This is a genomic window from Craterilacuibacter sp. RT1T, assembly GCF_023502145.1.
Classification (GTDB): Bacteria; Pseudomonadota; Gammaproteobacteria; order Burkholderiales; family Chromobacteriaceae; genus Craterilacuibacter.
On record NZ_JAMFLI010000002.1, the window covers coordinates 12,913 to 25,046 of the forward strand.

The following is a 12,134-nucleotide window of genomic DNA, read 5'->3' on the forward strand; positions in this document are numbered from 1 at the left end:
TTTTAATGCATATTACATGACAATTAGTCGTGTTTATAAATATGCCTGCAGCAGCTTGGGGGAAATATGTCCATTAAAAAGCAGTTGATGACCTTGTTGGTTGCGATCGTGCTGGGCGTGGTATTGATGGCTGGCTGGGGCTTGCAGAATTTGCGCAGCTCACTACAGGAGTCGTATCAGCAGGAGGTTATTCGCCTGTCCGAGTCGGTGCTGACCATTATTCAGTCGTATGAAAAAGCCGCTGCTTCGGGCCAGATGCCGCTGGCTGAGGCGCAAGCACGTGCCAAGGCTGCGGTAATGAGTTCGCGTTATGGCGAGGATGGTTATTTTTTCATTCTCGATAGCAAAATGAATTTTGTTGCCCATCCGGTTAAACCGCAGTTGGTGGGCAGCAGTATGTTTGCGCTCAAAACCCCGGATGGTCGTAGTCTGGGGGATATTTTTTCGCAGGCTGTGAACCAAAAAACGGCAGCCTACTATCCATGGCCTAAACCGGGTGCGGATGAGCCGGTCGAAAAGGTCAGCATGGTGCTGAAGTCTGCGGGCTGGGGCTGGGTTGTGGGGACGGGCATTTATACCGATGAGATTAATGCCGATGTGCGGGGGCATGCAATCGAACAGGGTGTCGCCTTGCTGATCTTGGTCTTGCTGTTGTGCGGCCTGGTCTGGAAAATTTCGTCCAATATCATCAGGCAACTGGGTGGGGAGCCGGCTTATGCGCGACAGGTGGTGCGGGAAATTGCGGCTGGCAGATTGCATACGCAGGTGAAACTGAATGCGGGTGATCACGATAGCTTGTTGGCAGGTATTGCCGGTATGCAGAGTGATCTGCGCGCGATGGTGGGGCAGGTTGTCAGTGCCAGCGAAGAGCTGACCGGGACAGTCGGCGTGTTATCCCGTCATGTTGCACAGGTGGCCGGTGGTGCCAGCCAGCAAAGCGCAGCGGCTTCGGCCATGGCGGTTTCGGTGGAGCAGATGACCCAGAGTGTAGGTGTGCTGTCCGGCAATGCCGAGCAGGCGCGCCTGTTGGGGGCGCGTTCGGGCGAGTTTTCCCGCGAGGGTGGCGCGGTAGTACGGGGCGCCGCCGATGAGATGCGTGAAATCAATAAGAGGGTGGATGTGGCATCCGGAACCTTGTCCAGTCTGGCGGGTGATGTATCCGGCATTTCGTCCATTGTGGCCGTGATTCGCGATATTGCCGATCAGACTAATTTACTGGCGCTTAACGCCGCGATTGAGGCTGCGCGTGCCGGCGAGTCGGGGCGGGGCTTTGCCGTGGTGGCGGATGAGGTCCGAAAACTGGCAGAACGTACCTCAACGGCGACCGGAGAAATTGTTACCAAGATCGGTCATATCCAGCAGCTATCGGAAAATACCCGTAGTGCGATGCAAGATGCGGTCGGCAAGGTGGTGCTGGGGGTCGAACTGACCGATCAGGGGCAGGAGGCCATCAGCCGCATCGAACAAAGCGCGGATGCTGTGCAGCATGCGGTGCAGGATATTTCCAGCGCTTTGCATGAGCAGGTGGCTGTCAGTACCGATATTGCACAGCATGTAGAGCAGGTGGCGGCCAGTGCCAGCGACAATGCCGCTATTGCCGCTGAAGCAGCGGGCAAGACTGAAGCCATGCTGGTATTGGCGCGCCAACTGCAAGACTCGGTGCAACATTTCAAACTGCACTAGCGTTTTTGGCCTCCTCAGTAAGAAGGAGGTGTGTCATTTTTGTCAGGGTAAACCCCACTATGCATGGGGTTTACCCTTTTTTTATAAGGCAACGACGTACCTGCTTGTCATGAATGTTTGCTCGTGGCATGATGCAGCGCAATAATAGAGTAGGGGCTCTGGTGAATAACTCGGGTTATCTACCGGTAGAAAACCCGTCGCAAGCCTAAAAACAGGCTGAAAAACGAGGAAAGCTACCCCTAAAAGCCGGGAAATGCTTATGCGTTGCCCATGCTGTGTTGCAACCTCAGGAGAAAGTATGTCTAACAATATCAATGACCGTATACGGTCCAATCCCAAGTATCGCGAGCTGGCAGGCAAGCGTTCGCGTACCGCATGGGGACTGACTGCACTGGTGCTGGCCGTTTACTACAGCTTTATGCTGCTGGTGGGTAGCAGTCCGGAATTTTTGGCAACACCGCTGTTTGAAGGTGGCGTGCTGTCTATCGGTGTACCGATTGGCGCTTTTATCATTTTCTTTGCCTGGGCCTGTACAGGTCTGTATGTGCGTCGTGCCAATAGCGAGTTTGACCGCCTGAACGCCGAAATCGTTGAGGAAGCGCGCAAATGAAAAAACTACTGTCTACCCTCGCTTTGTTTCCGTTGTGCGCCATCGCCGGCCCTGCGGTTGAAGCTGCCGAGAAGCAACCGCTGAATCTGACCGCGATCGCGATGTTCTTTATCTTCGTCGCCGGTACGCTGGTGATTACCTGGTGGGCGGCGCGCCGTACCAAGTCGGCATCCGATTTTTATACCGCCGGCGGTGGCATTACCGGTTTCCAGAATGGTCTGGCGATTGCCGGTGACTATATGTCGGCAGCGACCTTGCTGGGCTTGTCGTCCATGGTGTTTGCCAAGGGCTACGATGGTCTGGTGTATACGGTTGGCTTCTTTGTCGGCTGGCCGGTGGTGACCTTCCTGATCGCCGAGCGCTTGCGTAACCTCGGCAAGTACACCTTTGCCGATATCGCATCCTATCGCCTCGACCAGAAGAAAATCCGTACCTTCGCTGCCTTTGGTTCGCTGACCGTGGTTTGCTTTTATCTGATCGTGCAGATGGTGGGTGCCGGTCAGCTGATCAAACTGCTGTTCGGTCTGGATTACCCGGTTGCCGTGGTGATTGTTGGCGTGGTGATGATGCTGTACGTGACTTTTGGCGGCATGATTGCCACCACCTGGGTGCAGATTATCAAGGCCGTGCTGTTGCTGGCCGGTGGTACCACCCTCGCGCTGATGGCGATGAGCGAGTTTGGCTTCAGCTACGAGACGCTGGCGCAACGCGCAGTCGAAGTACACAAGGGCGGGCTGGGCATTATGGCGCCGGGCTCCATGCTGGCGGATCCGGTTAACGCCGCCTCCATGTCGCTGGGTCTGGTATTCGGTATTGCCGGCTTGCCGCACATCCTGATGCGCTTCTTTACCGTGCCCAATGCACGCGAAGCACGCAAATCGGTGTTCGTGGCCACCGGCTTTATCGGCTTCTTCTTTATCGTGGTGTGCACGCTGGGCTTTAGCGCCATGGTGATTGTCGGCACGAACCCGCTGTACTTTGTCGATGGTGATCTGGCGGGCAAGATTGCCGGTGGCGGCAATATGGTTGCCATGCACTTGGCGCACGCCGTGGGTGGCAACCTGTTCCTGGGCTTCCTCTCGGCTGTTGCCTTCGCCACCATTCTGGCCGTGGTGTCGGGTCTGGCGCTGGCCGGTGCCTCGTCGATCTCGCATGACATCTACGCCAACGTGATCTGCGGTGGCAAGGCTGACGAAAAGACCGAAATCAAGGTGTCCAAGATCGCCGCGATCGTGCTGGGTGTGCTGGCCATTATTCTCGGCATTATGTTTGAGAAGATGAACGTCGCCTTCCTCGTGGGTCTGACTTTCGGTATCGCCGCTTCGGCCAACTTCCCTATTCTGATCCTGTCCATGTACTGGAAGGGCCTGACCACCAGCGGCGCCTTGCTGGGTGGCTTCACCGGCCTGATTTCGGCGGTGACCATGGTGGTGTTGTCGCCATCGGTATGGGTAACGGTATTGGGTCACGAAACCGCGATCTTCCCGTATGATCATCCGGCGCTGTTCTCGATGCCGCTGGCCTTTATGGTCACGATTGTGGTGTCCATGCTGGACTCGAGTGCCCAGGCCAAGAAAGAGCGCGCCGCATTCGATGATCAGCTGGTTCGGGCGCAAACCGGTATCGGTGCTGCGGCTGCCAATAACCACTAAGCCTTTATTCTTCATCATTAAACCGCGTGCCAACAGGCGCGCGGTTTTCTTTTGTCCGGCCGATTTTGGTAAACTGCATGTTTTCGCATTAGCCGGATACCGAACACCATGGCCCAATATGTAATGTCTATGCTGCGCGTGAGCAAAGTCGTACCGCCCAAGCGCAAGATCATCAAGGATATTTCGCTTTCCTTCTTTCCCGGCGCCAAAATCGGCCTGTTGGGTCTGAACGGCTCGGGGAAGTCCACCGTGCTGCGCATCATGGCCGGCGTAGATAAAGAGTACGAAGGCGAAGTCCAGCATATGCCGGGCGTCAATATTGGCTACCTGCCGCAGGAACCGGAGCTGGACGCCGAAAAAACCGTGCGCGAAGAAGTCGAAAGCGGCATGGGTGAAGTGATGGGCGCACAAAAGCGTCTGGAAGAGGTGTATGCCGCTTACGCTGAAGCCGATGCCGATTTTGATGCGCTGGCTGAAGAGCAGGCTAAGCTGGAAGCCATTATTTCGGCCGGTGCCGGCGACAATATCGAACTGCAGCTGGAGCTGGCTGCCGATGCGCTGCGCCTGCCGCCATGGGATGCCAAGATCGGCCCGCTCTCCGGCGGCGAGAAGCGCCGCGTGGCGCTGTGCAAGCTGTTGCTGTCCAAGCCTGACATGCTGCTCTTGGACGAACCGACCAACCACCTGGATGCCGAATCGGTCGAGTGGCTGGAGCAGTTCCTGGTGCGCTTCCCCGGTACCGTAGTGGCGGTGACGCACGATCGTTACTTCCTTGATAATGCTGCCGAATGGATTCTGGAACTGGACCGCGGCGAAGGCATTCCGTGGAAGGGCAACTACTCCAGCTGGCTGGAGCAGAAGGAAGCGCGCCTGGAGCAGGAGTCCAAGAGCGAAGGCGCGCGCATGAAGGCGATGAAGCAGGAACTGGAGTGGGTCCGCCAGAACCCGAAAGGCCGTCAGGCCAAGAGTAAGGCGCGTATCGCCCGCTTCGAGGAAATGTCGTCGTTCGAACACCAGAAGCGCAACGAAACGCAGGAAATCTTTATTCCGGTGGCCGAGCGTCTGGGCAATGAAGTGATCGAGTTTGACGGCGTGTCCAAGGGCTTTGGTGACCGCCTGCTGATCGACAATCTGAGCTTCAAGGCACCGGCTGGCGCGATTGTCGGCATTATCGGTCCGAACGGTGCCGGTAAGTCGACACTGTTCAAGATGGTCGCCGGGCTGGAAAAGCCGGATTCGGGCGAAGTGAAAATCGGCCAGACTGTGCAGATGGCCTATGTCGAGCAGTCGCGTGAAAATCTGGATAGCGACAAGACCGTATTCCAGGACGTGGCCGACGGCAATGACCTGATTACGGTGGGTAAGTTCGAGATGTCCAGCCGTGCTTATCTGGGCCGCTTCAACTTCAAGGGCGCGGATCAGCAGAAGAAGGTCGGCATGCTCTCCGGTGGCGAGCGCGGCCGTCTGCATATGGCCAAGACTTTGCTTAAGGGCGGCAATGTCTTGCTGCTTGACGAACCATCCAACGACCTTGATGTGGAAACCTTGCGTGCGCTGGAAGATGCGCTCTTGGAATACGCCGGCACCGTGTTCGTGATTTCCCACGACCGCTGGTTCCTCGACCGTATCGCCACCCATATTCTGGCGGCTGAAGGCGAGTCGCAGTGGACTTTCTTTGACGGCAACTATCAGGAATACGAAGCCGACAAGAAGAAGCGTCTGGGTGAAGAGGGTGCCAAGCCTAAGCGCATCCGCTACAAGCCGGTGACCCGTTAAGGATTGAAGGGGTGGGTGAGGGCGGCTTAGGTGGCAAGGCCGCCTGCTCGTCCTACTCCACGCAGCCTGATCCGGTTTATTGCCTGCCCGCCTGTGACGGCGGGCTTTTCCATTATGTGCGGTGCGATACCGCCGGAGTGTGTCGATGAATATCCTGTCCATACAGTCGCATGTGGTGTACGGCCATGCCGGTAACAGCGCAGCGGTGTTCCCCATGCAGCGCATGGGCGCCAATGTGTGGCCGCTGCATACGGTGCAGTTTTCCAACCATACCCAGTACGGCCGCTGGAGCGGCCGTGCCTTGCCGCCGGCCGAAATCAGCGAACTGGCCGCCGGCATCCATGCGATTGATGCCCTGCATGAATGTACGGCCGTCTTGTCCGGCTATATCGGTAGTGCCGAGCAGGGCGTGCAGATCCTCGACGCGGTGCGTCAGGTGAAAGCGGCCAATCCGGCAGCGCTCTACCATTGCGACCCGGTGATGGGTCATCCGGCCAAGGGCTGCATCGTTGCGCCGGGCGTGGCCGAGTTTCTGGTCGGTGAAGCGCTGGCTGTGGCCGATATTATTTCGCCCAACCAGCTGGAGCTGGAAATCATTGCCGCACGCAAGCTGGACACCTTGGACGAGATTGTCGCAGCGGCTCGCTCAGTACTGGCGCGCGGCCCGCGCGTGGTGCTAGTCAAGCATCTGCATTACGCGGCCAAGCCGGCCGATCAGTTCCAGATGCTGGCCCTGACCCGGGACGAAGCCTGGCTGATTGCGCGGCCTATTTTTGATTTTGCGCGTGATCCGGTTGGCGTGGGTGATATGACTTCCGGCCTGTTTTTAGTTGGCCTATTGTCCGGCAAGTCCTTGCGCCAGGCGCTGGAACACTGCGCCGCCGCCGTATACGGCATGTTGCAGGAGACGCAGCGTCTGGGGCGTTACGAGCTGGCGGTGGTGGCCGCGCAGCGCGAGTATGAAAACCCGACGCATACCTTTGCCGCGCAACCCATTTGAAAGAGCTATCCATGGCACAAAGTTACGAAATCAAGCCCGAGCAGTCGCTTGAACTATTGAAAGAGCTGCATATCCTGACCCGCGACGGCAAGCTGAATCAGGACAGCCGGCGCAAGCTCAAGCAGGTCTACCATCTGGTACAGTTTATCGAGCCGCTGATCCGCGAAGTGGTCGAGCAAAAGGGCGATGTGACCATCGTCGACCATGGTGCCGGCAAGTCTTATCTGGGCTTTATTCTGTACGATCTGGTGCTCAAGGCCCTGAATGTGGGCGAGGTGATCGGCATCGAGACGCGCGAAGAGTTGGTAAAAACCACGGCGGCGCTGGCCGAACGTCTGGGTTTTGCGCGCATGCGCTTTATCAACGAGACGGTGGCCGAATCGATTTCGGACTCGGCTATCGGCAAACAGGTCGATATCGTTACCGCCTTGCACGCCTGCAATACCGCCACCGATGATGCGATCCGCTTCGCGCTGGAAAAGGATGCCCAGTTTATTGTGCTGGTGCCGTGCTGCCAGGCCGAGGTAGCGGCCGAGCTGCGTCAGGTCAAGGCAAAGCTGCTGGCCGGTACCCCCTTGTCCGAACTGATGCGCCACGGCATCCATACCCGCGAAATGGGCAGCCAGCTGACCAATGTATTGCGTTGCCTGTTGCTGGAGTCGCATGGCTACCAGCTGACGGTGACCGAGTTGGTGGGTTGGGAACACTCGATGAAAAACGAGCTGATTGTGGCGCGCAAGGGGCATAAGCGCGGTGGTGCGCGCGAACGTGCCGAATCCATTGTCGACACCTTTATGCTGGGTAATCTGAAGGCGCGCTTTATCTATTGATGCGCTTGCTTTAAGCCCGTCTTTCTTGGCGCTTTCAGTACATCAGCACCTTGTCTGGCTTCAAATGCCAAGCCGCTTCGCCTGGCTCCAGGCGGTACTGGATCTGGCGCATGCCGCCAGTGGGCTTGGCATTGCTATCGCCGTTCTGGTAAACGGGGAAACGGCGCAATAGCCGGCCTTCTCCGACGGCAAACGCATCATGGCCCTGATAGCCGGCGCTCAGTTTTTTATCGTCACCAAGTGCGGGCAGGTGGATTTCACTCAGGCTTTTTTTGTGATTGGCTGCGTAGGCAAGGAGCGAGCCATAACTGCCGCTGCCAGCCGAGTTGACATAGATATACAGCTCGGGCGAGCCATCGGCATTAAGGTCGGCCACTTCGGCGCCGCTTACACTGCCGTCTATTTCACGCTTGATGGGCGCATGGCTGCCTGCAAGGCCGGACGGAGTGATGGTGAGCTGGTTAATCGAGCCCACATTGCTCGCCGTGACATGAAAGCTGACGCCTTGCAGGCTGAGTGTCTGGTCGAAGGCGGTTGGCGTGGCCTTATGTGCGCTGGCCTCTATGCCGACCTTAAGCGTGTAACGGGCTGTTTCATTGCGTCGTGCGGCATTGCGCATCAGGTAGACGCGGATAGTGTACACGCCATCGACGGGCAGCACGCCGCTGTATTCATCGCCCAGTGTGGAGCCGATAAACAGAGCCTCCTCTGAGCCCGGTGGCAGCAGATTGAAGTAGGCGGAGCGATTGCTTGGCGTGAAATCGATGCGGATTTTTTGCCCGGCGCGCGCGCGTAACTGATAGTCGACCATCTGATCGCCTTTGATCTGGCTCTGGATGCGGGCACTGCTGCTACCCTTGGCGAAAATAATCGTCTGCTGCGGAATGTCGCTGGCAGCCAGCGCCGGTAACGGTGCCAGCAAGGACAGGCCGAGCAGACAGGCTTGCCATGTTTTCATGATGTACTCCTGGTGACTGTTGTGGATGGGGGCATCGCCAGTGCTTTGCCCATCAAGGATGAAGAGCCAACTCACGCCGTGCCCAAGCGAGGATCTGCGCCGCCGCCATGGCACCGCTTTGGCGTGCAATTTCGCGGCCATGCTTAAATAGCACCAGCGTCGGGATGCTGCGTATGGCGTAGCGGGCCGACGCCTGTGGCGCGCTGTCGCTGTCGACTTTGGCAAAGCGTATTTCTGTGGCTTGCCTTGCCGCTTCGGCAAACTGCGGTGCCATGGTTTGACACGGGCCGCACCAAGTCGCCCAGAAGTCGACCAATACCGGCAGTTCGGTGCCTTGCACAAAGCCCGGCAGGGCCGCTTCGCTCAAGGTGGCCGGTATGGCGGCCATGAGCTGGGTTTTGCATTTGCCGCATAGCGGCTGCGCATACAGGCGCTCGTCGGGTACGCGGTTTTTGGCGCCGCAGTCAGGGCAGACAAGTTGCATGATGGTTTCCTTGAGCGGTCTTAATCGATTGAAGTTTTTACTATAGAAGGTCGCTTCATGTCTTTAGAATGCTTTTTATTTGACGTGGAGTTGTTATGCATTGGCTGATTGCGCCCGATAGTTTTAAGGGCTCCTTGCCTGCAGCCCGCGTGGCGGAGGCGATGGCGGCGGGCGTGCGCCGGGCCGATGCGCAGGCACGTTTGACGCTCAAACCGATGGCGGATGGCGGCGAAGGTACGCTGGACACGCTTTATAGCGTGTCAGGCGGGCTTTGGCGCGAGTGCGTAGTGCATGATGCCGCAGGAAAGATGCGAACTGCCGCCTATCTTTGCTTGCCTGACGGCTGTTGCGTGATAGAAGTTGCGCAGGTTGTACCTTTGACGGAGGTGCCGGGAGGCTCTGCGCTTGAGCGCAGCAGTTTGGGTGTGGGCGAACTGATGCTGGACGCGCTGGATCAGGGGGCGACACATCTGGCGCTGGCCTTGGGCGGCTCCTCGACCAACGATGGCGGGGCCGGCCTGTTGTTGGCGCTGGGTGCACGCTTTGTCGATGGGCAAGGGCGCTGGCTGCAACCCAGCCCTGCGGGGTTGCAGGGCTTGGCACAGGTGGATTTGTCGGCGCTGGACGCGCGTCTGGCGCATACCCGGATCGAGTTGTGGAGCGATGTCGATCACCCCTTGTGCGGCGAACAAGGTGCCTCTGCGGTTTTCGGCGGGCAAAAAGGGCTGAGTGCCGCCGAGCAGTTAGCCGCTGACGAGGTGTTACAGCGCCTTGCCGTGCTGGCCGGAGGCGAAGCGCAGGCGCAGCAGGCAGGCGCCGGGGCTGCGGGCGGCATGGGCTGGGCCTTGCTCTTGCTGGGTGGACAGCGGACATCCGGGGCGCAGGCGGTCGCAAGCCACACCGGCTTGGCGGCGGCCTTGTGCGAAGCCGACTGGGTGCTGACCGGAGAAGGCGCCTCTGATGCGCAAACCCTGTCGGGCAAAGCGCCTTTTGTGGTGGCGCAACTGGCGCAAGCTGCCGGCGTGCCGGTGTCGCTGCTGTCCGGTGCCATCCGGCCGGATGGCGCAGGGCGTCTGGCGGCGGCTTTTGATGGCTGCTTCTCGCTGTGCAGCGGGCCTATGCCTTTAACTACGGCCATGGCACAGGCGCCGGCCTTGCTGGAACAGGCTTGCGAGCAGCTGGCGCGGACGGTGCTACGGGCCCGGCGTGTTTAGCTGACCGTGCCCTTGGCCGGACGCGGCAAATGGCCGCCGCAATATTTGCAATAGCGTGCATCCCAGTCATGTCCCTCGCTGAAACAGTGCGGGCATAAACGCGTGCCCGAGCGTATCTCCGGCTGAGGGCTGGCTCCGCCTTTGGCGATCTCGGCGCTGACGATGCCGGTCGGTACGGCAATGATGCCGTAACCCATAATCATGGCGACGCTGGCCAGTGCCTGACCCGGTGGCGTTTTGGGCGTGATGTCGCCAAAACCGACCGTGGTCAGGGTGACGATGGCCCAGTAAATGCTGTGCGGAATACTGTTAAAGCCGTTCTCCGGCCCTTCAATCAGATACATCAGCGTACCCAGAATGATGACCAGCATCATGACGGTCACCAGAAAGACGGTGATCTTGCGCTGGCTGGCTATCAGGGCGCGCTTTAACTGCTGGGCTTCACCGATATAGTGGGTGAGCTTGAGGATGCGGAACAGGCGCAGCAAGCGCAGGATGCGGATATCGGCGAGAAAATGGCTGCCGGGAATAAATAGCCCGATATAAAAGGGCAGCACGGCCAGCAAATCGATGACACCGAAAAAGCTTTTGGCGTAGCGCATGGGCTTGTGCACGCATACCAGGCGCAGGATGTATTCGACGGTAAAAAACAGGGCGAATACCACATCCAGTTGTTGCAGCAGCGGCCCATAGTGCTCGCGTATGCTGGCCACGCTTTCCAGCATGACGCTTAGCACCGAGGCGACAATGATCAGTAGCAGCATAATGTCGAAGCTGCGCCCGGCGCGGGTGTCGGCCTCAAAGATGATGATGTACAGCTTGCGGCGCCAGCCTTGTAGCGGGATCAGAGGTTCTTGTTCCATAGCGGGGGGCTTGGTTTCTTTCTTATAAAAAATAGATATTATGGCAGTGTTTATTATTCTGTTTAATATAGTGGCTGAGATGAAACCTCAGCCCGCTATTCTATCTAGGAGAAGCAGTTCATGCGCATCGCCAATACGGTAACCGATCTGATCGGCAACACCCCTCTGGTTAAACTCAACCGCGTGACCGCAGGCTGTGTCGCCGACGTGGTGGTCAAGCTGGAATTCTACAATCCGGCGCATTCGGTCAAAGACCGTATCGCCGCCGCGATGATAGACGCGGGTGAAAAGGCCGGCAAAATCGGGCCGGACACGGTGATCGTCGAGCCGACGTCGGGCAATACCGGCATCGGGTTGGCTATGGTGTGCGCTGCACGCGGCTACAAGCTGGTGATTACCATGCCGGAAACCATGAGTCGCGAGCGGCGCATGCTGCTGAAAGCCTATGGTGCCGAGCTGATCCTGACGCCGGGGCCGGAAGGCATGGGTGGCGCGATTGCACGTGCGCGCGAACTGGTAGAGGCAAACCCCACGACCCATTTCATGCCACAGCAGTTTGAAAATCCGGCCAATCCCGCCATTCACTACGGCACAACGGCCGAAGAAATCTGGCGTGACACCGATGGCCAGGTCGATATTTTTGTGGCCGGGGTTGGCACCGGCGGCACCATTACTGGCGTGGGGTCTTTCCTGAAGGCACACAAACCCGGAGTGCAGATTGTCGCGGTCGAGCCGGATGCCTCGCCGGTTCTGTCCGGTGGCGCCAAGGGGCCGCATCCATTGCAGGGTATAGGTGCAGGGTTTGTGCCTGCGGTACTGGATACGGCCGTTTATGATGAGATTATCCGCGTCAAGAATGACGACGCTTTTGCCACCGCGCGTGCGCTGGCAAAAGAAGAGGGGCTGCTGGTGGGGATCTCGTCTGGTGCCGCCGTCTGGTCGGCTTTGCAACTGGCGCGCAAGAGCGAGAACGCCGGCAAACTGATCGTGGTGGTCGTGCCTTCGTTTGGCGAGCGCTATCTGTCGACCCCGCTATTTGAAGATCTGGCTTGAGGCTTTGGCGG

Annotated in this window: 11 protein-coding genes; 8 read left to right on the top strand and 3 right to left on the bottom strand. The window is 58.4% G+C overall.

Going from position 1 to position 12,134, the window contains the following annotated elements; genetic code table 11:
• The first annotated feature begins 66 nt into the window (after window positions 1-66).
• The 6 genes from M3P88_RS03980 (at window position 67) to M3P88_RS04005 (ending at window position 7,551) form a co-directional block, all read left to right on the top strand.
• Complete coding sequence (locus M3P88_RS03980; protein WP_249614770.1) at window positions 67-1,683, top strand: methyl-accepting chemotaxis protein; 1,617 nt, start codon at window positions 67-69, stop codon at window positions 1,681-1,683.
• Between the two features lie 298 nt (window positions 1,684-1,981).
• A complete protein-coding gene (locus M3P88_RS03985) occupies window positions 1,982-2,293 on the top strand; it encodes a DUF485 domain-containing protein (RefSeq protein WP_249614771.1) in 312 nt (103 codons plus the stop codon).
• Window positions 2,290-3,945: a cation acetate symporter gene (locus M3P88_RS03990; protein ID WP_249614772.1), complete on the top strand. Its 1,656-nt coding sequence runs from the start codon at window positions 2,290-2,292 to the stop codon at window positions 3,943-3,945. Before M3P88_RS03985 ends, M3P88_RS03990 begins: the two co-directional genes overlap by 4 nt.
• 108 nt (window positions 3,946-4,053) lie before the next feature.
• A complete protein-coding gene (ettA, locus tag M3P88_RS03995) occupies window positions 4,054-5,721 on the top strand; it encodes an energy-dependent translational throttle protein EttA (protein WP_249614773.1) in 1,668 nt (555 codons plus the stop codon).
• Window positions 5,722-5,866: 145 nt separating this feature from the next.
• Window positions 5,867-6,721, top strand: coding sequence for a pyridoxal kinase PdxY (pdxY, locus tag M3P88_RS04000; RefSeq protein ID WP_249614774.1), 855 nt, complete (start codon window positions 5,867-5,869; stop codon window positions 6,719-6,721).
• A gap of 11 nt (window positions 6,722-6,732) precedes the next feature.
• Window positions 6,733-7,551 (top strand): class I SAM-dependent methyltransferase, encoded by an 819-nt coding sequence (locus M3P88_RS04005; RefSeq protein WP_249614775.1) that lies wholly within the window; start codon window positions 6,733-6,735, stop codon window positions 7,549-7,551.
• Between the two features lie 34 nt (window positions 7,552-7,585).
• On the opposite strand, the gene M3P88_RS04010 is transcribed toward M3P88_RS04005, so the two are convergent.
• Both M3P88_RS04010 and trxC read right to left on the bottom strand, forming a co-directional pair.
• Window positions 7,586-8,509 carry a PliI family lysozyme inhibitor of I-type lysozyme gene (locus M3P88_RS04010; protein ID WP_249614776.1) on the bottom strand — a complete coding sequence of 308 codons (924 nt, stop codon included), beginning with the start codon at window positions 8,507-8,509 and terminating at the stop codon, window positions 7,586-7,588.
• A gap of 52 nt (window positions 8,510-8,561) precedes the next feature.
• Window positions 8,562-8,993, bottom strand: a complete 432-nt coding sequence (gene trxC / locus M3P88_RS04015; RefSeq protein ID WP_249614777.1) for a thioredoxin TrxC — start codon at window positions 8,991-8,993, stop codon at window positions 8,562-8,564.
• Between the two features lie 95 nt (window positions 8,994-9,088).
• On the opposite strand from trxC, the gene M3P88_RS04020 reads away from it, so the two are divergent.
• Window positions 9,089-10,207, top strand: coding sequence for a glycerate kinase (locus M3P88_RS04020; RefSeq protein WP_249614778.1), 1,119 nt, complete (start codon window positions 9,089-9,091; stop codon window positions 10,205-10,207).
• On the opposite strand, the gene M3P88_RS04025 is transcribed toward M3P88_RS04020, so the two are convergent.
• Window positions 10,204-11,070, bottom strand: coding sequence for an ion transporter (locus M3P88_RS04025; protein WP_249614779.1), 867 nt, complete (start codon window positions 11,068-11,070; stop codon window positions 10,204-10,206). The genes M3P88_RS04020 and M3P88_RS04025 overlap by 4 nt on opposite strands.
• 120 nt (window positions 11,071-11,190) lie before the next feature.
• On the opposite strand from M3P88_RS04025, the gene cysK reads away from it, so the two are divergent.
• Window positions 11,191-12,123 carry a cysteine synthase A gene (gene cysK / locus M3P88_RS04030; protein ID WP_249614780.1) on the top strand — a complete coding sequence of 311 codons (933 nt, stop codon included), beginning with the start codon at window positions 11,191-11,193 and terminating at the stop codon, window positions 12,121-12,123.
• Window positions 12,124-12,134 lie beyond the last annotated feature (11 nt).